Here is an 18,998-nt window from a genome sequence, read left to right on the forward strand (position 1 = left end):
GCTGATAGCAGCTGGCGACAACCCGGACCGGATGGGCGGCGAGGGCTCCTTCGCCGCCCTCTGCGGCGTCAGCCCGGTGGAGGCGTCATCCGGCACGACCCAGCGCCGCAGGCTCAACCGAGGCGGTGACCGGCAAGCCAACTCCGCCCTCTACACCATCGTCCTGGCCCGCCTGCGCTGGGAGAACCGCAGCCGCGAGTACCTGGAACGGCGCGTCGCCGAAGGCAAGACCCGCCGCGAAGCCATTCGCTGCCTCAAACGCTACGTCGCCCGCGAGATCTACCAACTCATCACCGCAGCCAGGAAGCCCACTCCTGCACCAGCATCAGCCGATTGACATCCATAGGGGCATCAAAATCGCCGTCCGCTACGAAGCGACCGTGCTGGTCGCAGCCATCAACGAGTGGCTGTTACCAGCACTTTCGAAACACGCCCTAGTACTCCAGTGGGAGCTCTCCATGTGCCCTGGTCAAATGGCCTGGTGGCGGGGAGTGCAGCGAGGCTGGTGGGTGGGCGACGGCCGTGCCGGCCCCGGGAAGGTCGTTGTGCGGTGTGCCGGCCGGGCAACTCGGGCCGCAGGGCAGGTCGAGCTGCGGGGTCGGCGTGAGGCTGGGGCCGTGACCCGACGGATCCGGCGCTGCTCGTGGTGGCGGACAGGGGATCGCCCCGACTCCGGCCCCTGAGTGGAGCGTTGATCACTCAAATGTACGATGCTCCCGGGATGGCCGAGAGCCATCGTCGTTCGGGGCGTCACGGGGGTGTCCCGAACCTTTCTACACCCCGTTCAGGAGCGCTCTCATGAAGCGTCGCGCAATTGCCCTGGGCACCACGGCCCTGTCCTTTGCCGCCTTGCTCGGCTTCGCCCCGACGGCGAGTGCGTCGTCCCTTCCCGCCTGTTCGACGGGGCAGCAGGTCTCGGTGGGTGGCTACGGAACCTGGGTGCCGGTGTCGTCCACCGGCTCGGTGGACTGTGTCATGGGTCAGCAGTCAGGGTTCAACTCCGGGACCTATGACCTCCAGGTTTCGCTTCACCGGTGTGACGGCGCCAACGGCCTTGCCGAGGACGGCTACTACGGCCCCGCCACGGCCCAGGCGGTGCGGGACTTCCAGGCCCGGGTCGGCCTCTCCGCGGACGGTGTCTACGGTCCCCAGACGCGTAGGGCCATGTACTGGCACGCCAACCTGGACGCCCAGACAGTCTGCAACAAGTTCTGATCGACTGATCCGAACCGGCTCCCAGCCTGCGGCCCGTGAAGCCGGGCGTCGACGGTCTCCGCCGTCGGCGCCCGGCGTGCCGCTATCCGGCGCTGTATCCAGCCGGTCCGTCGCACAAGGTGCCGCGGCCATGGCTGTCCTCGAACTGCACGGACCCGGATGGCGGGGGCGGGGGTCTTCGTGATCTCTGGCTCGTGCTCACCTCACCGTCGCAAACGGCCCCCTCTCCGCCCCTCAGAGCGCCGGCCGGGCTGTCCGGCTGCGGGCCAGGCCGAGCCACGGAGTTGGCCGGCCGGCCCTGAACTGCGGCCATCGCCGCAGAGATGGCCGCTGCGGGCGGTACGGCGGCGCGGCTCAGGCGTGTCCGGGGGTGTGGTCGCGGGCGTACGAGGCGAGGCGATCGGCCAGTGCTGACACCAGCTTGCGCAGTTCGCCGGGCCGCTCGATGACGAACGGCCGGTCCAGCGAGGCGAGTACGGCGGGCAGCCAGTCGAGCCGCTCCACCCGGAGCTCGACCACCCGCCAGCGCTCGACCGTCGCGTCGTCCTCGGGAGCGCCGTCTTCGGCAGCACCGTCCCCGGGAGCACCGTCCGCCAGGCGTGCGACGCTCGCCGGGAGGCCGGCGCGGATCTGTCCGACCGTCCCGTGGATCCGCACGGTCACCTCGTGCCGGTACTCGGCCGTGGCGAACGCCGACAGCACCCGCTCCGCCGGATCCGGGCCGTCGGGCACGGCGAATGAGCCGGGCAGGGTGCGGGCGTCCGCGATCCGGTCGAGCCGGAAGGTCCGGTCCTCGTCGAGCCCGGCGTCCCGCCCCGTGACGTACCACCGGCCCGCGTGGGCCACGATCCCGTACGCGTGCAGGGTGCGCTCGGTGCGGTGGCCGTCGCGGCCGGTGTGGCGGAGGGAGACCGGTCGGCGGTGGCGGACGGCGTCGGCGAGGGTGAGCAGGACCTCGGCGTCCGGGGTGTCGAACTCGCCGGGCCGGTCCGTGAAGGCGAGGGCGTCCAGGAGCGCGTCGAGCCGACGGGCCAGGTGCTGGGGCAGGACCCGTCGGATCTTCGCCGCCGCCGTCTCGCCCGCCGTGCGCTCCGCGGTGCTCAGACCCGCCCGGCGGCCGGCGAGCAGACCGAGCAGGACGGCCAGCGCTTCGTCCTCGCCGAGCATCAGCGGGGGCAGCCGGTACCCGGGGGCCAGCCGGTACCCGCCGTAGCGGCCCCGCACCGAATCCACGGGGACGCCCAGCTCGCTCAGCTGGTCCACGTACCGCCGCACGGTGCGCCCCTGGACGCCGAGCCGGTCGGCGAGTTCGGCGACGGTCCGGGTGCCGCCGGACTGCAGGAGCTCCAGCAGGGTCAGCACACGGGCGGTGGGTCGGGGCATGTTCGCAGCCTAGCCGGAATAGAGGACCGAACCTGTCCAGTATTCCGCCTAGCCTGCGACGTGCAGGTTCCCGAATCCCGTTTCAGGTTCAGCCAAGGAGATCCCCATGGACTTCGTCTCGATCCGCATCATCACCGCCGACGTCGCCCGCCTCGTCGCCTTCTACGAGCAGGCCACCGGGGTGCGGGCGGTGTGGGCCACCGAGGACTTCGCCGAGCTGGGGATCGGCGGCGCCACCCTCGCGATCGCCGGCACCCGTACCGTCCCGCTGTTCGCCCCGGGCTCGGCCCGCCCGGCGGACAACCACAGCGTGATCACCGAGTTCCTCGTCGACGACGTGGACCGCGTCCACCACAACCTGACCGCCGTCCTCACCGAGGTCGTCGCCGGCCCCACCACGATGCCCTGGGGCAACCGCTCGCTGCTGTTCCGCGACCCCGACGGCAACCTGGTCAACTTCTTCACCCCCGTCACCTCGGCGGCGAAGCAGAAGTTCGCCCGCTGAGCCCGCTGATGGTGCCGAGGTCCGCCCCTGGTACCCGCGGGTCCGGTTCGACAGAATGTTCCGGTGACGAACTGGACCCGGATCCTGACGATGACCCGCAGCAACTTCCGTGCGGCCGACCCGGTCGAGCGGTGGACCGCCCGTGCGGCCTGGGCGCTGCTGACGGCGACGGCCTGGCTGCTGGTGATGTTCACGACCGTCTTCGGGGCCGAGGTCGCCGGGGTCCCGATGGGGACCGTGACGTGGCTGGCGATCGCGCTCACCGTGGCGGTCCCCGCCGTCTCCTGGGCCGCCGTGACCTCGGGCGGCCCCGGCGGCCGTACCGGGACGTCGGCGTTGACGGTCGCGCTGCTGGTGGCGGCCGTCCTGGTTGTCATCGCCTTCATCTGAGCTCGATCATCTGAGTTCGGCCGTCTGAGTTCGGCCGTCTGATCCCCGTTCGCCCGGGAGCCCGGTGTGGATCCAGGGCTCCCGGGCGAACGGGGGAGGGGGAGGGGGAGGGGGAAGGGAGAGCGACGGGCCGGGCCGCGGCTACGCCTCGCCGACCAGGAGGCGGGCGTTGACGGTGGGGTTGCCGGCCTGGGCGAGCGGGAAGGCGGTGCCGATCTCCTCGGAGTGGCCCGGGACGTCGATCCGGACGGTCAGGGCGCGGTCGAGGATCTGTTCCCTCGTCAGCCGGAAGTCGATGTTGACGGTGCCGTGCTTGACGCACGTCGCGCACTGGCGCGGGTTGTTGGGCTGGAAGAAGAACCGCTCCGCGACCGGCTCGCCGTCGGCGAGCAGGCTGATGACGAACGACCCCGGGATGTTCAGCCGGTCGATGCCCTTCACCCGCACCGAGACCGGGTCGGCGCTGCGGAAGGAGAAGGTGCGGGCGGCGTCGATGCTGCCGGAGAGGTTCTCCATGACGGTCTCCGCGAGGGCGGCGGGCAGGTCCAGTCGGTCGTACCCGATGTCGGTGGCGATGGTCTGGTCGGCGGTCGCGGTGAACGGCGGCAGCGGGTTGAAGCTCGGGTCGGTGAGCCAGCTGTCGTCCCCGCCGGCCAGGGTGGTCCGGAACCCGGCCAGGGTGGTCGCGTGGTTGAGCGTCTGCCAGCGCAGCCACAGCCGGTCGATGTTGCAGTGGTAGAACCAGAAGACCGGGTCGAAGGCGGAGACCTCCTGGACGCCCATCGTCGGCCCGACCGAGCCGTGGCCGCTGTCGTGGGCCTGGATCGAGAACTTCTGGTAGCCGTTGATGTCGGACGCGCCCCAGAGGGACTGGGCCATCGACGTGGCGATGTCGGCCAGGACCCCGAAGCGCTCCAGGTTCGCCGTGATGTCGGCGACGGAGTAGCGCTGGGTCGTGTACGGGAAGAGCCCGGTGACCGGCGGCGTCGCGGTGGCGCCGGGGTCGGCGGGCAGGACGTACCGGTCGAACGGCGGGTGCTGCAGGCGGTCCGGCAGCGGGGTGGCGATGTCCCAGTAGGGGAGCGTCACGTCCTGACAGCCCGGGACGGAGCGCAGCGCGTCCTCGAACTCGCGCAGGTAGACGCGGTGCCAGGGGTTGAAGCGGGGCTCGTGGTGCAGGCACCAGGCCTTCGGGAGTCCGTGCTGCCCGGCCAGCGTGAAGTAGCCGTCCGGGGCGGTGCTGGAGCGGGCCATGACGCCGTTGAACGCCGTTGTCAGGAGGGCGAATTCGGCGTCGGTGAGGGTGGTGACGTCCTTGCGCAGCCGGGCCGGGGCCGCCCCGCCGGGTGCCGTCGTGACCGGTGTCGAGGTGCCGAGCGGGAAGCCGTTGACGATCCAGTTCTTGAAGGTCTGCGAACGGTTGGCGCTCCACTTGCCCGCCGCGTCCGGGGGCATGTCCGCGTTGGGGGGTGAGGTGTGGGCGAAGATCGTGAGGGCGTTCTGCTTGACCCCGGCGTAGGTGCCGAGGTCGATGCCCTTGGCGGCCATGTGGGCCACGTCCTCGGGACGGAAGTAGGTGCGGATGTCCGCCAGGTACGTCGGCGCCGCGACGACCGGATCGGGGTCGGGGGTGGTCGGGGGCGTGGTCACGGGTCCTCCGGCGGGCTCGGGGCGGGTGCTCGGGTCGGCTGCCGGGTGCGGTGCGGGCACTCTCGAACAGCGATCGCGAGTATGTGGCAGCCCGGAAGGTCTCTGTACGACCGACACGGTCCGGCGCCCGGACGTACGTCGACCGGCGGTCAGGCCGTGACCGGGGCCGTGGGCGCGGGGCAAGGCCGGTGAGCTCGCCGTTCGACGACATCGATGTAGACCGAAGCCGCCGCGCCTGGGTAGGGTGTGGCTGCTCCCGCCTGTCCGCAGCACCGCGTGCCCGTGGTCCTCGCGCCCTCCGCGCGTTCCGTACCGCTCACCGCCGGTACGACTCGGCCCGGCGCGGGCGTGGGCGTCGGCACCCCGGCGTCCGGACCGGAGGTGGTGCAGCCCTCCCCCAGCGATTGGACGGCACGTGTACGACGGGCGGAAGGGATCGTCGAGCCCCTTCGAGCAGACGGTCTACCTGCTGTCCGAGGCGGGCCGGGCGGCGGACGGCCTGCTGGCGGACCGGTGGCGGGCCCGGGGGATGGGTCGGACCCACCTGGCGGTGCTCTCGGCGCTGTCCCGGCAGGGCGCGCACGCCCGACCCGACCTCGCCGCACGGCTGCGCCTGCCGGAGCCGGAGGTGTCCCGGGCGCTAGAAGAACTGCTGTCGGCCGCGCTGGTGCAGGCGATGGTCGTCCAGGTCAACGGCCGCCATGAGGTGGTGACCCTCACCGCTGCGGGCGAGGCCGCCCTGGAGGGGCTGCACGGCGACGCCGCCACCGTCCAGGAGGACCTGCTGGCCCCGCTGACGAAGGGCCAGCGCACCGAACTGAACGCGCTGCTGCGGCGGGTGTGTGCCAGGGCGGCCCGCATCGCGGGCGGGCCGCAGTCCGTTTCGGGCTGACGTGCTCGTCGGGCTGACGTGCTCGTCGAGCTGAGGCGCTCGTCGGGCTGAGGCGCTCGTCGGGCTGAGGCGTCGCGTTCGGTTCAGGCCGCGCCGCCTCCCGGCCCCGCCCCGACCCCGTGCTCGCGGAGCGGGCCGACCTGCCAGCCCCGGGAGGCGCAGTGGTCGAGCAGCCGGGGCAGGGCGCCGAGGGCGGAGCGCCAGGACTCGGGGGCGGAGGTGCAGTCCGAGTCGTGCAGCAGGACGGTGCCGCCGCCGTACAGGTCCGCGGTGACGGTGCGGTGGACGGTGTCCGGGGTGGCGCGACCGGTCCAGTCCTCGCCCCAACTCGTCCACAGCACCGGGGTCAGGCTGAGCCGGCGGGCCGCGAGGTGGGCACCCGCGCTCATGACCCCGTACGGGGGCCGGAACCAGTGCGGCGCGGTGCCGGTGAGGTCGGCGACGGTGTCGCGGGCCCGGCGCAGGTCCTCGAAGGTGGCGCGCGGGCCGCGCAGCAGCAGCGGGCGGTGTGCCCAGCCGTGCACGGCGATCTCGTGCCCGGCGTCGGCGATCTCCCGGACCAGCGCGGGTGCGCGGACGGCCATCGAGCCGAGCAGGAAGAAGGTCGCGTGCACCCGCCGCTCCTGGAGCAGGGCCAGGAAGGCGGGGGTGGAGGACGGGTCCGGGCCGTCGTCGAAGGTGAGGGCCACGTGGTCGGGGCGCCCGGTCCCGGCGAGCCGGGGCAGCAGGCGGTTGCGCAGCGGCCCGTAGGTGGAGAGCACGGGCGCCGCGTGGAGGGCGGTGGCGGCGACGGCTGCGGTGGCAGCGGCGGTGCCGAGCAGCGGGAGCGCGCGGGGCTTCATGGGGGCCTCAGGAAAGGGTGGTCAGTGCGCCGAGGCGCGGCGGGCGGTGGGAGGTGAGCAGGCGGTTCATGGTCGTGGTGAGGCCTGCCGGATCGGCGCTGCCGCACTCGACCAGGACGATCTGGCCGGGTCTCAGCTGAGGGGTGACGGCGCTGCCGCAGGCGATCCGGAGGTCCGGCACGACCAGGTGCTCGCGGTGGTAGGCGGCGAGGCCGAGGTCGAGGGCGTCCACGTCCCGGCTGGAAAGGAAGAAGGAGCTGCCCGCGCCGGTGGCGGAGCGCAGGGCGTCGGCCCCGGCCTCGACGGAGTCCCGGCGGGTGACGATCCCGCTCTGGTACGGCGGGCCGTAGCCGGCGTTGACCAGGGTGAGCCCGGCGGCCGCGAAGCGGCGGACCTCGGCCGGGTCGGCGGCGGCCTCGTCCGTGTCGACCGAGACGGCGGCCTGCACGGTCGACAGGGCGCGCAGGGTGGCGTCGTCCAGGTGCCCGCCGTGCGGCGGGTGCACCACGAGGAAGGCCCGGCCGGTGCGGCCGGCATCGACGGCGTCGAACCCGCCGTAGGCGACGGCGAGTTGGGTGCCGGCGGTGGACAGCCAGGCGGTCGCGCTGAGGGCGGCGACCGCGAGGCCCACGCGGCGGCCGGGGCGGCGGTCCGGGGTGGGTGCGGCTGCCCGGCCGGGGCGGCGGTCGGGGGTGGGTGCGGCTGCCCGGTCGGGGCGGCTGCGTTGCGCGGGGATCAGCGGCGGCGGTGCGGCGTGTGCCGGGGGCGCGGCGTCGGCCGGTACGGCGGGGGAGGCGCCGGAGGCCCGTACGGCGGGGGAGGCGCCGGAGGCCCGTACGGCGGGGGAGGCGCCGGCCGCGATGGCGGCGATGGCCTCCGCCGGCCCGGACGCGTCGCGGTGCAGTGCCAGTCCGGCCTCCCGGTACCGGAGCCCGGTGGGCCCGTCGACCATGGCGGCGAGGACGGCCGCGAGGTCAGCCGGGTCGCGGACCCACGGGGCGAGGCCCGCCCGGTCGAGGGCGGCCGCGTTGGTCAGGCCGTGCCCGGGTATGCAGCGGTAGCTGACCACCGGCAGGCCGCCGGCGAACGCCTCCAGCGAGGTCAGGCCCCCGGCGTTCTGCACCAGCACGTCGCAGGCGTGCATCAGGCCGGGCATGTCCTCGACCCAGCCGAAGGCGTGCTCGACGCCGTCCGCCCGCAGCCGCTCCGCCAGTGCCCGGTTCTTCCCGCACACCACGACCGGCACCGCCGCCCCGGTGGCGCGCACCTCGGCGGCCACCCGCGCCACCTCGCCCACCCCCCAGGAGCCGGCCACCAGCAGGGCCAGCGGCGCGCCCGGCGGCAGCCCGAACCGGGCCCGGGCGGCCGTGCGCAGGGCCTCCGTGGTCGGGGTGAACCGGGGGTCGACCACCGGGCCCGCGACCGTGACACGCTCGGCCCCGTGCTCGCGGGCCTGCTCGGCGGGGACGGGATGGGCCGCCAGGTGCAGGTCGACGCCGGGCGCCACCCAGAGCGGGTGCACCGAGAAGTCGGTCAGGTAGACCGCGGCGGGCACCGCCAGCCGACCCCGGCCGCGCAGGGTGCCGAGCACCTGCCCGGCGATCGGGTAGGTGGCCACCACCGCGCGGGTGTCCGGCGGGAGCGCGCGCAGCAGCTTGCGGTGGGTGCTGCGCTGGATCAGCCGGATCAGCGCGCCCGGCCGCCCGGTCGACTCGGTGCTGGAGTAGATCCGCTGGTAGGCGGAGGGGGCGACGGTGAGCAGCCGCCGGTAGCACTCCGAGACCAGCGGCCCGAGCCCGGCGGGGATCAGGTCCAGGAAGTCCCAGCGGTCGACGGTGTGGCCCGACCCGGCCAGGCGCTGGGCGAGTTGGGCGGCGGCGCCGTCGTGCCCGGCGCCCACGCTCGCGGAGACGATGACGACGCGCCCGGCGGCGGGCACGGACGAACGGGACGCGTCGGCGTGGTGCGCCGATGCCTCGTGGAGGTGCGGGAGTTGCGACACGGTCGGCCGATCCTCTGGCGGTGACGGGGCAGGGGCGGGTGGCTTCCGGCACCCGTCCGGGCACGTTCCGGTGCCCGGACGAGGCCGGGGCGCGGGGGAAGCCGCCTGGTGCGACGAGCGGCGGCTGGGGCCGCGGCGAACCGCGGCACGGTCAGGATGGCAGGGCCTTGCTGAAGATCCGCTTAAGCTCAACTACCCCTCCGGCGTGCCGCGATGAAGGCCTGCGGCCCGGGTTCCCGGACGGGTCGTACGGCTGTGGTAGCCGGGGCCGGGCAGGCCGAAACGCCGCCGGGCGCCGGATCGGGGACGAATCAGGGGAGACCCCGACGGGGCACAGGGATCCCGTGCCATGATGGCGCCGCCATGACCGACCTCGACGCCGGGCCCGCACCGCTGCCGGTGCGCGCCGCCGCCCTCGACCTTCGCGTGCTGCGGGCCCTGCCCTTCGCGACGGTCTGCCTCGTGCTGTCCGCCGCCGGGCACGTGCTGGCCTCGGGGGACCGGCTGCCGCCCGGCGTGCTGCTGCTCGGGTGGGTGCTGGTCGCGGCGTTCGCCGTGCTCGGCGCGCGGCGGGAGCGGTCGGCTCGGGCGATCGTCGGCGGTCTGCTGGGCGGACAGGTGGGCCTGCACCTGTTGTTCCACGCGGCCGCGGCCGGGGCCGGGCAGGCGGGGACGGTGCGGGGCGGCCCGGGCGGGGTTGCCGGGGCGGCCGGCATGCCGGACATGAGTGGAATGCCGACCATGGCGGGCATGCCTGGAATGCGGGGCATGACCGGCATGGCCGGTATGTCGGTGATGGCCGGGCGCCGTGGTGCCGCCGTGACGCACGTCACGGCGGGCGCGGGCGCGGGCACCGCCCACCACACCGCCGTCGCGGCGACCCACCTCGGCTTCTGGTGCCATGCGACGCTCGCCGGGCTCAGCCCCGCGATGCTCCTGGCGCACCTGGCCGCGACCCTCGCCGCCGGCTGGTGGCTGCGCCGGGGCGAGGCGGCGGTGTGGGCCCTGGTCCGGCTCGCGGCCCGCGTCGCCGAGGCCACCGGGCGGGCCTGCGCGGCTCAACTCCGAGGCGCGCTGGCCCTGTTCACGGCCCTGCGGGACGGTCTCGACGCCCCGGGACGCGCGGTGCGCCGGGCGTCGCGAGCCGACCGCTTGGGCCGGGCGTGCTCGGCCTTCCTGCGGCACGTGGTGATCAGGCGCGGTCCGCCGGGGCTCGCGACGGCGTGACCCGGAGCGGGGACGCTCCCGGGCACGGCCGTCCTCCCGACCCCCGGATCACCCACCGCACGCGATCTCCCGTACGACGGCGACGACGGCCCGGTTCGGACACCGGCCCGCCGCGCGCCCGTGCGCGCGCACGCGTGCCCTCCCTGGAGAACAACCGCATCATGCGAACTTCCCCCCTGACTCCCCTGACCCGCCTGACCCGCCTGACCGCCGTTGCCGCCCTGGCGGGCACGACCGTCCTGGCCGCTGCCACGGCGGCCTCCGCGCACGTCATCGTGGACCCGTCCAGCGTCCCGAAGAACGCCACCGACCGGACCTTCGCCTTCCGGGTGCCGAACGAGGACGACACCAAGAGCACCGTCAAGGTGGAGATCGACTTCCCGACCGACCACCCCGTCCCGTCCGCCCTGGTCACGCCGGTGCCCGGCTGGACCGACAAGATCACCACGACCAAACTCGCCACCCCGATCCACACCGACGACGGGGACGTCACCGACGTGGTCTCCCAGGTGATCTGGACCGGCGGCCAGATCACCCCCGGCCACTACCAGGACTTCACCGTCGAGCTCGGCGCGCTGCCCGAGGGCACCGACCAGGTCGTCTTCAAGGCCCTCCAGACGTACAGCGACGGCAACGTGGTGCGCTGGATCGAGGAGCCCCAGGCCGGTCAGCCGGAGCCGAAGAACCCGGCCCCGGTGCTGCACCTGACGGCCGCGGCCGCCGACGGGGACAGCGCCGGTGCCGCGACCCCGGCGCCGACGGGCAGCGCGACGGCGACGGGCAGCGCGACGGCATCGACGACGGCGGCGGCGAAGGCCGACAGCAGCGACTCCACCGCCCGCGGCCTCGGCATCGCCGGCATCGTGGTCGGCGTCCTCGGTACGGCGGCGGGCGTGCTGCTCGGCCGCCGCGGCCGTACGGGCACCTCGGCGTGAGCCCCGGGGCCGGTGCGGCGCCCGCCCGCCGCACCGGCCCCCAGGACGGCTTCCTGCGCCGCCCGTGAGACGGACCACCTGCCGGCCGCCCCGGTGGTACCGTGCCCCGACATCGTCCAAGGGGGGGCGGCAGGTGGACCAGCAGTTGCGACGCGCCGCCGTCACGGCACTCGGCGCGCTCGCGCAGAGCCCCGATCTCCGGGACCGGGCCGCCGCCGGCCACGGCCTGGCGGCCTTCGCCGACCTGCCGGAGGCCCGAGGACCGCTGCTGGCCCTGGTCCTCGACCCCGACGACACCTACGTCACCAGGGTGACCGCGCGAGCCCTCCTGCGCCGCAAGGACCGTGCCGGGCTGGCGGCGGTCGCCACGGCCCTGGCCGCCGCCGACCCGAACCACGAGGACTGGATCCACACGGCGGTGGTCGACGCGCTCGGCATCTTCGCCTCCGACCGGGAGGAGGCGCTCCTGCTGTGCCACGAGCTCTCCCGAGCCCCGGACCACCGCCTCGCCGACGGGGCCCGCCAACTCCACGCCATGCTGGAGGAGTTCGACCCGGTGCTCCGCTCCGCCTAGGGCATGTGTCCGGTGGCTCGGCTCGGCGCGGGATCCGCGGGGCGGGGTACGAACGCCAGCGAAGCGCCGTCCAGGACGGCCGGTACAGACATGCTCATGGCCCGATCTCCGTACCCGTGACCCGTACTCCCGCTGCCACTCGGGAGGTGATGGCGTCACACGCCCTCGCGTGGTGCCGCCGGTGGTCGGGCCGCGCCCGGAGCGGCGTCGAGGCGGTGGAGGCGGGCCCGGACGGCTTCGGCGTCGCGGTGCTGGAGGTCGTCCAGGATGGCCAGGCCGAGGGTCCAGTCCGCCCGGGCGGCCTCCGGGTCGCCGAGGGCGAGGTGGGTGTCGCCGAGGTGGGTGTGGATGTCGGCCTGGAGGAAGTAGTCGCCGACCGCCCGCCGCAGGTTCAGGGACTCGTGGTAGGCGGGCAGGGCCTCGCGGTACTCGCCGAGTCGGTGGTGGATGTAGCCGATGCTGTCCCAGATGGAGGACTGGCCGGGCAGGTTGCCGACCTCGCGGGCGAGGTCCAGGGCGCGCCGGCAGTGGGTGAGCGCGGCGCGCAGCTCGCCCTGCTGGGCCAGGTACCAGCCGATGCTGTTGAGGGCGAGCGCCTGCCCGGAGGGGTCGCCGAGGTCTTCGAACAGGGCCAGGGCCCGTCGGGACTCGGCCACCGCCTCGGCGTCGTCCCGTACCTCGCCGTGGGCGATGGCGAGGTCGAGCCTGGTGCGGCCCTCGCGCGGCCGGTCGCCGGTCTCCTCGAACAGGGTGAGGGCCAGGCGCAGTTCGCGCTGGGCCTCGGGCTGGCGGTCCTGGGAGCGGTGCACCTGGCCGAGCCAGCGGTGGGCGTGGGCCCGGCGGCCGGGGTCGCCGGCGCGTTCGGCGGCGGCCAGCGCGGTCTCGCCGGCGCGCTGCCACTGCTGCCACAGGCCCGACTTGAGCAGGTAGGGCACCTGGGCGCCGACCAGCTGCCAGGTGTGCAGGTCGGCCCCGGCCGCGTGCGAGGCGTCGACGACCCGCTCCAGCACCGGCTGTTCCTGCCGGAACCAGGCGAGGGCCTGCTGCCGGTCGGCGAGGTGCTCGGGTGTCACCCCGGCGGCGGGGCGGGCGAGGTCGAGCGGGTGCCAGGCCGCGTCGTCGGCGTAGGCGAGGCAGGCCGCGCGGTGGGCGGTGTGGAGGTAGTGGTCGAGCATCCGCCGGGTCGCCCCGGCCCGTCCCTGCGGTGGTTCGAGGGCGGCCGCCTGTTCGGCGGCGTAGGCGCGCAGCAGGTCGTGGAAGGTGTACCGGCCGGGCTCGGGCGCGGTGATCAGGTGGGCCCGGTGCAGGTCCTCCAGGAGGGCGCGGGTCTCGGCCGGCGGGCGGCCCGCGAGGCTCGCGGCCGCGGGCACCGTGATGGTGGGGCCCGGGTGCAGGCCGAGCAGCCGGAACAGCCGGGCGGCCTGCGGGGCCAGCGCGCGGTAGGACCAGGAGAGCACCAGCCGGACGTCGGCGTGGCTGTCGCCCGCCGACAGCAGGTCCAGGCGGGCCCGGGAGTCGCGCAGTTCGCGCGCCCACACGCCGAGCGGGGTGCCGGGGTGGTCGGCGGCCCGGGCGGCGGCGATGTTGAGGGCGAGTGGCAGTCGGGCGCACAGCTCGATCAACTCGTCGGCCGCGTCCGGCTGTTCGGCGACGGCGGTCGCACCGAGGCGGCGGGCGAACAGTTCGCGGGCCTCCTCGCGGGAGAGCACGTCCAGGGCGAGTGGCACCGCGCCGTCCAGGGCGACCAGGCCGGGCAGCCGGTTGCGACTGGTGACCACGACCAGGCAGGTGGTGGAGCCCGGCAGCAGCGGGCGGACCTGCTCGGCCTCCCGGACGTTGTCCAGCACGATCAGCGTCCGGGTGCCCGCCAGTCGGCTGCGCAGGAGCGCGAGCTGCCCGTCCGGGTCGGCGGGGATGCGCAGGGCCGGGACACCCAGGGCGTCCAGGAAGCCGCGGGCCACGTCGGCGGCGTCGACCGGGGCCCGGGCCGGGTCGAACCCGCGCAGATTGGCGAACAGTTGGCCGTCGGGGAAGCGGTCGGCCACCCGGTGGGCGAAGTGCACGGCGAGGGTGGTCTTGCCGACGCCGGCGGTGCCGGCGATCGCCGAGATCACGACCGCGCCGCAGCCGGGGGTCACGTCGGCGAGCAGGGCGTCGAGGGCCCGGAGCTCGCGCGCCCGACCGGTGAAGTGCCGGATCGCCATGGGCAGTTGCTGCGGGCCCGAGCTGCCCGGCGTGGGTAGCGGTGGTGGTGGGGCGGGGAGTGGCGGAGTGCGCTCCGGGGCCGGTGCGGCCGTCGGTGCGTCGGTCTCCCGGGCGGCGGCCAGCCAGCGGGCCCGGGTGTCCGGGTCGACGCCGAGGGCCTCGGCGAGCCGGACCACCGAGGACATCCGGGGCCGGCGGCCGCCGGCCTCCAGCGCACTGATCGACCGGGTCGACACCCCTGAGCGGTCCGCCAGTTCGTCCTGGCTCCACCCCACCGACAGACGTCGCTCGCGCAGCAGCGCGGCGAAAGCAACAGCCCCCATCCGTTCCCTCCGGATCCCCTGCGAACCGTGTCGCCGCCCCGCCCGGCCGACCCGGATCGCGCATGAGCGTAGTCCCCCGGGGGCCAAGTGTCAGGTCAACGTCAGGTCAACGTCGTGGTCGTCGTCCGCGCCCCGGGACGAGGATGAAGGCTTGGCCCGGCGGTGCCGGGCCCGTCCGGCGGCGAGGCGCGGTTACGGGGGTACCGCGACTCGTCGCCGCACCGGCCGTGGTTCGTCGCCGCACCGGCCGCACGCCGCCCGCGATCGGTCCGCCGGGCCTCCGCCGGTCCGCCCGGCCTCCGCCGGAGCCGTGCCCGAACCCGATTCCGCCGCAGGTCGAACGGTGTCATGCTGACGCCATGACAGATCGCATCGATACCGCCCCCGCCCGTGACGGGGTGCACGACGGGGGCCGGCGACGGGAGTTGGCGGCGGCGACGGTGGGGTCGGTGGTCGAGTCCTTCGACTGGAACGTGTACGCCGTGCTCGCGCCCTACTTCGCCGCCGACCTCTTCGGCCACGGCAAGGGCGGGGTCAGCGGCACGCTCGCCGCGTACGCCACCTTCGCGGTCGGCTTCGTGGCCCGCCCGGTCGGCTCGTACCTGATCGGCCGGCTCAGCGACACCCGGGGGCGGCGCTTCGCGCTCAGCCTCGGCATGGCCGTGATCGCCGTCGCCAGCCTGGGTCTCGCCGTCCTGCCGGGGCAGCGGACGATCGGCGTCTGGGCGGCGGTGCTGGCCGTCGTGGTGCGGGTGGTGCAGGGGCTGGCCTTCGGTGGGGAGGCGCCGAGCGTGGCCGCGTACGTGACCGAGACGGCGCCGCCCCGGCACCGGTTCGCGTTCAGTTCGGTCTCCTACGGGGGGATCATCCTGGGCTCGCTGCTCTCCTTCGGGGTGCTCACCCTGCTGATCCACACCATCGGCAAGTCAGGTCTGGAGAACGGTGGTTGGCGCTGGGGCTTCGTGGCCGCCGCGGTGCTGGGGCTGGCCGCGGTGTGGGTGCGGCGGGCCGCGCCGGAGAGCGCCGAGTTCCACCGCGCCCGGGCCGCCGCCGGGGCGGGCGGGCGCCCGCTGTTCCTGCGCACGCTCCGGGACCACCGCTGGGCGGTGCTCACCGTCTTCCTCAACACCCTGGGCGGTACGGTCGGTTACTACTTCGCGCTGACCTACCTGCCGCAGTACGCCGCCGCCTACCACGTCATCGACAAGGAGCGGGCGGCGTCCTTCATGACGGTCGTGCTGGCCGTGGTGCTGGTCACCATGCTGCTCACCGGCGCGGCCGCCGACCGCTTCGGCCTGCTGCCGGTCGCCCGGATCGGGTTCGGACTGCCCGTCCCGCTGGTCGGGTTCCTGCTGGCCGGGCTGCGCGGGGGCTGGCTGCCCTTCCCACTCGTGGCCGTGCTGATGGGGATGATGGTGGCGACGGTGCTCGGCACGCTCAACGTGTTCACCGGCCTGCTGTTCCCGACCGAGGTGCGCGCGGTGGGCCTCGGCGTGGTCAACGCGGCCACCATCGCGGCCTTCGGCGGCACCTTCCCGCTGCTCGCCGCGTGGCTGGACTCCCACGGCAACCTCGGGCTGATCCCGTTCTACGTCACGGTCTGCACGGCGGGGCCGGCGCTGGGCCTGCTGACCGCGATGCGGGTGCCCTCGTTCACCGCCGCGCTCCGGGAGGCGGAACCCGGGGTTCAGCGGACACCGGGAACCGCCTGACGGACGTTCACGTCCTGTGGTTGAGTGGTCCGGACCAGACGCCGGACGGGGAGGGCGACGATGGACGGGAACGGGCCGGAGAGCTGGCTGACCGAAGTGGACTTCGAGCAGCCGCCCCAGGTGGACCTGCGGACGGACCGGGCGCACTCCGCGCGGGTCTACGACTACCTGCTCGGCGGGAAGACCAACTTCCCGGCGGACCGCGAGGTCGGCGACCGGGTGCTCGCCGACCTCCCGGAGGCCCGGACCGGCGCGGCCGCCGCGCGCGCGGTGATGCACCGGATGGTGCGCCGGCTGGCCGAGGAGCACGGCGTCCGCCAGTTCCTGGACGTCGGCACCGGCATCCCGACCGCGCCGAACCTGCACGAGATCGTCCAGGCGGTCGACCCGGCCTGCCGGGTGGTGTACGTCGACAACGACCCGATCGTGCTGGCCCATTCGCGCGCGCTGCTGAGCAGCACCCCGGAGGGGCGCACCGCCTACGTCGAGGGCGACCTGCGCGAGCCGGAGAAGTTCCTGGCCGACCCGGCGGTGGCCGCCACCCTGGACCTGTCCCAGCCGGTCGCGCTGACGCTGATCAACATCGTGCACTTCCTCTCCGACGAGGCCGCGCACCCGCCCGTCCGCAAGCTCGTGGACGCCCTGCCCGCCGGCAGCTTCCTCGCTCTGAGCGCGGGCACGGCGGACAACGCGCCCGAGGCGGCCAAGGCGGGGGCCCGGCGCTACGCGGAGGCCGGGATAGAGGTTCACACGCGTTCGCACGCCGAGGTGGAACGTTTCTTCACCGGCCTGGAGCTGGACGAACCCGGCGTGGTCCTGGTCAACCAGTGGCACCCCGAACTGGCCGACCCCGCCCAGCGGCTCGACGGCTGGGTCTCGGTGTACGGAGGCGTGGGCCGCAAGCCGTAGGCAGGCCCGTCCGAGGGCCTGCGGCCCGGCCGTCGTCACGGCGCCATGGTGAGGCCCGCCGCGCCGGCGCCACGGCTGAGCACCATCGTCCGGATGTGGTCCAGGGCGCGGGCCCAGTCGGCGCGTCCAGGGTCGCGGCGGACGGCCTCACGCAGGTCGAGCACCCGGTAGGGCGGGCCGAGGTCGGTGATCTGCGGGACGAACTCGGCCCGGCTCACCGTCCAGCGCTGCCCCGGACCGGCGGGCGGGCTGACGGTGAAGCGGGCGAGCGAGCTCCAGTTGCCGCGCGGGTCCTCGGCGCCGTCGTGGGTGAACATGTGCCCGGCGAGCTGGTCGCCGAGGCCGTAGACCGTCCAGGTGTCGCCGATCTTCTCGTAGGCCTGCGGGATGTGGGCGTGGGTGCCCAGGACCAGGTCGACGTCGGGGCGGCCCGGTCCCTGCCCGGATGCGGCCAACTCACCAGCCAGGGTGAGCTGTTGCTCGTTCGGGGCGTCCTGCCACTCGGTGCCCCAGTGGATGCTGACCACCACCAGGTCGGCGCCCTCGGCCCGGGCGGCGCGGGCGTCGGCGAGGATCCGGTCCCGGTCGATCAGGTTGACGGCCCAGGGCTCGCCCTTCGGCAGTGGGATGCCGTTGGTGCCGTAGGTGTAGGCGAGTTGGGCCACCGTCGCGCCGCCCGCCCGCAGCAGCGCGGGCTTCCCGGCCTCCTCGGCGGTGCGGGCGGAGCCGGTGTGGGCGAGGCCGACGGCGTCCATCGCGTCGAGCGTGCGGCGGATGCCGGCCGGGCCGTCGTCCAGGGTGTGGTTGGACGCGGTGTCGCAGGAGGCGTAGCCCGCGTCTCTGAGCGCCTTGGCGACCTGGGGCGGGGACTTGAAGGCCGGGTAGCCGGTGTACGGGCCGCCGTCGGCGCCGTAGACGGTCTCCATGTGGCAGATGGCCAGGTCGGCGCCGCTGATCAGCGGTTTGACGCCGGCCAGCATGGCGGTGAAGTCGTAGCCGGTCCCTCCGGCGTCCTCCTTCGCCTGCTGGATGATCTCGGTGTGCGGCAGGACGTCGCCGGTGGCGACCAGGGTGAACGCCCTTGGGCCGGTGGGGGTTTGGCCCACCGCGGCGGTGGCCGTCGCGGCGGGCCCGGCCGTCGGGTCTGCGGTGGGGTTCGGCGTCGGTGCCGGGGCGCCGCAGCCGGGGAGGGTGAGCAGCAGGGCGAGGGCCGTGACGGCGGTCCGGCGGCGAGGGAGGGGCACGGTCGTCTCGTCTCACGATCGGAAGGTGTGATCAGTCCTCCGAACTATGCGGGTGTCCGATCCATCGGAGCCGCGCCCCACGCCCGCAGGTCACCCGGGGGGCCGCCGGGGCCCGCCGATAGTGACCATGCGTCACCCCTTGTACACCGTCCGCACGGTGTGCTGACATAGCCACGTCAAACCCGAGGGGGCCGCGCTCGGCCTCGCCCGCAGCGCCGTCGCGCCGCCCTGCGCCGCCGCGCGCCGCTCCGCCCCCGTACCTCCGTGGACGATCGAAGGGGAAGCCCATGCTGCTCCGTACCCTGGCCGTCGCCGCCACCGCGACCGCCGCGCTGGTCGGCACCTCCACCTTCGGCGGCGACTCGCTGCCGACCCCGCCGGACCGGATCGTCATCGACGTCGCGACCGTCAACGGCTCCGGTTGTCCGGCCGGAACCGCCGCCGTCGCCGTATCGCCGGACAACACCGCCTTCACCGTGACGTACAGCAGCTACCTGGCCCAGGTGGGCGTCGGCTCCAAGCCCACCGACTTCCGGAAGAACTGCCAGCTCGACCTGCGGGTGCACGTCCCCCAGGGCTTCACCTACGCCATCGCCTCCGCCGACTACCGCGGCTTCGCCCACCTGGAACAGGGCGCGAACGGCACCGAACGGGCCAACTACTACTTCCAGGGCGACCCCCAGACCAGCTACCAGAGCCACCGCTTCGACGGCCCGACGGACGACAACTGGCAGGCCACCGACACCGTCGACGTCGCCGCCCTGGTCTTCGCCCCCTGCGGCGAGGAGCGCAACTTCAACATCAACACCGAACTGCGCGTCGCCGGCGGCAGCTCCGACCAGGCCCACACCACCAGCTTCATGACGATGGACTCCACCGACGGCAGCATCAACACCACCTACCACCTCGCCTGGAAGCAGTGCCCCTGACCTCCCCGCACCCGCCCCGGCCCCGACGGAGCCCCGGCCGTCGGGGCCGCGGCGCGCGCGG

17 protein-coding genes are annotated in these 18,998 nt (G+C 74.5%); 11 read left to right on the forward strand and 6 right to left on the reverse strand.

The window, feature by feature from the left end:
* The coding region (locus ACZ58X_RS11185; RefSeq protein WP_470333399.1) for a transposase at window positions 1-337 on the forward strand (337 nt) is incomplete at its 5' end.
* A 461-nt stretch (window positions 338-798) separates the two neighbouring features.
* Complete coding sequence (locus ACZ58X_RS11190; protein ID WP_470333400.1) at window positions 799-1,215, forward strand: peptidoglycan-binding domain-containing protein; 417 nt, start codon at window positions 799-801, stop codon at window positions 1,213-1,215.
* Between the two features lie 354 nt (window positions 1,216-1,569).
* Here ACZ58X_RS11190 and ACZ58X_RS11195 read toward each other — a convergent pair whose 3' ends face one another.
* Window positions 1,570-2,598 (reverse strand): helix-turn-helix transcriptional regulator, encoded by a 1,029-nt coding sequence (locus tag ACZ58X_RS11195; protein ID WP_470333401.1) that lies wholly within the window; start codon window positions 2,596-2,598, stop codon window positions 1,570-1,572.
* A 106-nt stretch (window positions 2,599-2,704) separates the two neighbouring features.
* On the opposite strand from ACZ58X_RS11195, the gene ACZ58X_RS11200 reads away from it, so the two are divergent.
* Complete coding sequence (locus tag ACZ58X_RS11200) at window positions 2,705-3,103, forward strand: VOC family protein (RefSeq protein ID WP_470333402.1); 399 nt, start codon at window positions 2,705-2,707, stop codon at window positions 3,101-3,103.
* A 63-nt stretch (window positions 3,104-3,166) separates the two neighbouring features.
* The gene (locus tag ACZ58X_RS11205) at window positions 3,167-3,493 is read left to right on the forward strand and encodes a hypothetical protein (protein WP_470333403.1); all 327 of its coding nucleotides are present in this window, start codon (window positions 3,167-3,169) and stop codon (window positions 3,491-3,493) included.
* Window positions 3,494-3,634: 141 nt separating this feature from the next.
* Here ACZ58X_RS11205 and ACZ58X_RS11210 read toward each other — a convergent pair whose 3' ends face one another.
* A complete protein-coding gene (locus tag ACZ58X_RS11210) occupies window positions 3,635-5,143 on the reverse strand; it encodes a tyrosinase family protein (RefSeq protein ID WP_470333404.1) in 1,509 nt (502 codons plus the stop codon).
* Window positions 5,144-5,558: 415 nt separating this feature from the next.
* Between ACZ58X_RS11210 and ACZ58X_RS11215 the strand changes: the two genes are divergently transcribed.
* Window positions 5,559-6,035 carry a MarR family winged helix-turn-helix transcriptional regulator gene (locus ACZ58X_RS11215; protein WP_470333405.1) on the forward strand — a complete coding sequence of 159 codons (477 nt, stop codon included), beginning with the start codon at window positions 5,559-5,561 and terminating at the stop codon, window positions 6,033-6,035.
* An 83-nt stretch (window positions 6,036-6,118) separates the two neighbouring features.
* On the opposite strand, the gene ACZ58X_RS11220 is transcribed toward ACZ58X_RS11215, so the two are convergent.
* Complete coding sequence (locus ACZ58X_RS11220) at window positions 6,119-6,877, reverse strand: polysaccharide deacetylase family protein (protein ID WP_470333406.1); 759 nt, start codon at window positions 6,875-6,877, stop codon at window positions 6,119-6,121.
* A 7-nt stretch (window positions 6,878-6,884) separates the two neighbouring features.
* Complete coding sequence (locus ACZ58X_RS11225; protein WP_470333407.1) at window positions 6,885-8,879, reverse strand: MGDG synthase family glycosyltransferase; 1,995 nt, start codon at window positions 8,877-8,879, stop codon at window positions 6,885-6,887.
* Window positions 8,880-9,242: 363 nt separating this feature from the next.
* Here ACZ58X_RS11225 and ACZ58X_RS11230 point away from each other — a divergent pair, with 363 nt between their 5' ends.
* The 3 genes from ACZ58X_RS11230 (at window position 9,243) to ACZ58X_RS11240 (ending at window position 11,615) form a co-directional block, all read left to right on the forward strand.
* A complete protein-coding gene (locus tag ACZ58X_RS11230) occupies window positions 9,243-10,106 on the forward strand; it encodes a hypothetical protein (RefSeq protein WP_470333408.1) in 864 nt (287 codons plus the stop codon).
* 161 nt (window positions 10,107-10,267) lie between these two features.
* Window positions 10,268-11,041 (forward strand): YcnI family copper-binding membrane protein, encoded by a 774-nt coding sequence (locus ACZ58X_RS11235; protein WP_470333409.1) that lies wholly within the window; start codon window positions 10,268-10,270, stop codon window positions 11,039-11,041.
* Between the two features lie 133 nt (window positions 11,042-11,174).
* Window positions 11,175-11,615, forward strand: a complete 441-nt coding sequence (locus ACZ58X_RS11240) for a hypothetical protein (protein WP_470333410.1) — start codon at window positions 11,175-11,177, stop codon at window positions 11,613-11,615.
* 155 nt (window positions 11,616-11,770) lie between these two features.
* On the opposite strand, the gene ACZ58X_RS11245 is transcribed toward ACZ58X_RS11240, so the two are convergent.
* Entirely contained in the window at window positions 11,771-14,143 is a 2,373-nt protein-coding gene (locus tag ACZ58X_RS11245; protein WP_470333411.1) for an ATP-binding protein, read from the reverse strand.
* Window positions 14,144-14,502: 359 nt separating this feature from the next.
* Between ACZ58X_RS11245 and ACZ58X_RS11250 the strand changes: the two genes are divergently transcribed.
* Entirely contained in the window at window positions 14,503-15,855 is a 1,353-nt protein-coding gene (locus tag ACZ58X_RS11250; RefSeq protein WP_470333412.1) for an MFS transporter, read from the forward strand.
* 60 nt (window positions 15,856-15,915) lie between these two features.
* Window positions 15,916-16,764, forward strand: a complete 849-nt coding sequence (locus ACZ58X_RS11255; protein ID WP_470333413.1) for an SAM-dependent methyltransferase — start codon at window positions 15,916-15,918, stop codon at window positions 16,762-16,764.
* Window positions 16,765-16,799: 35 nt separating this feature from the next.
* Here ACZ58X_RS11255 and ACZ58X_RS11260 read toward each other — a convergent pair whose 3' ends face one another.
* The gene (locus ACZ58X_RS11260; RefSeq protein ID WP_470333414.1) at window positions 16,800-18,008 is read right to left on the reverse strand and encodes a CapA family protein; all 1,209 of its coding nucleotides are present in this window, start codon (window positions 18,006-18,008) and stop codon (window positions 16,800-16,802) included.
* Between the two features lie 287 nt (window positions 18,009-18,295).
* Here ACZ58X_RS11260 and ACZ58X_RS11265 point away from each other — a divergent pair, with 287 nt between their 5' ends.
* The gene (locus tag ACZ58X_RS11265; protein WP_470333415.1) at window positions 18,296-18,937 is read left to right on the forward strand and encodes a DUF4360 domain-containing protein; all 642 of its coding nucleotides are present in this window, start codon (window positions 18,296-18,298) and stop codon (window positions 18,935-18,937) included.
* The last annotated feature ends 61 nt before the right edge of the window (window positions 18,938-18,998 follow it).

The sequence above is a fragment of the Kitasatospora sp. NPDC040550 genome, from assembly GCF_055594965.1.

What these genes read in the sequence shown, in the direction of transcription:
- ACZ58X_RS11190 (WP_470333400.1), top strand. Translation starts at nt 799, where the DNA reads ATGAAGCGTCGCGCAATTGCCCTGGGCACCACGGCCCTGTCCTTTGCC.
- ACZ58X_RS11195 (WP_470333401.1), bottom strand. Translation starts at nt 2,598, where the DNA reads ATGCCCCGACCCACCGCCCGTGTGCTGACCCTGCTGGAGCTCCTGCAG.
- ACZ58X_RS11200 (WP_470333402.1), top strand. Translation starts at nt 2,705, where the DNA reads ATGGACTTCGTCTCGATCCGCATCATCACCGCCGACGTCGCCCGCCTC.
- ACZ58X_RS11220 (WP_470333406.1), bottom strand. Translation starts at nt 6,877, where the DNA reads ATGAAGCCCCGCGCGCTCCCGCTGCTCGGCACCGCCGCTGCCACCGCA.
- ACZ58X_RS11230 (WP_470333408.1), top strand. Translation starts at nt 9,243, where the DNA reads ATGACCGACCTCGACGCCGGGCCCGCACCGCTGCCGGTGCGCGCCGCC.
- ACZ58X_RS11235 (WP_470333409.1), top strand. Translation starts at nt 10,268, where the DNA reads ATGCGAACTTCCCCCCTGACTCCCCTGACCCGCCTGACCCGCCTGACC.
- ACZ58X_RS11245 (WP_470333411.1), bottom strand. Translation starts at nt 14,143, where the DNA reads ATGGGGGCTGTTGCTTTCGCCGCGCTGCTGCGCGAGCGACGTCTGTCG.
- ACZ58X_RS11250 (WP_470333412.1), top strand. Translation starts at nt 14,503, where the DNA reads ATGACAGATCGCATCGATACCGCCCCCGCCCGTGACGGGGTGCACGAC.
- ACZ58X_RS11255 (WP_470333413.1), top strand. Translation starts at nt 15,916, where the DNA reads ATGGACGGGAACGGGCCGGAGAGCTGGCTGACCGAAGTGGACTTCGAG.
- ACZ58X_RS11265 (WP_470333415.1), top strand. Translation starts at nt 18,296, where the DNA reads ATGCTGCTCCGTACCCTGGCCGTCGCCGCCACCGCGACCGCCGCGCTG.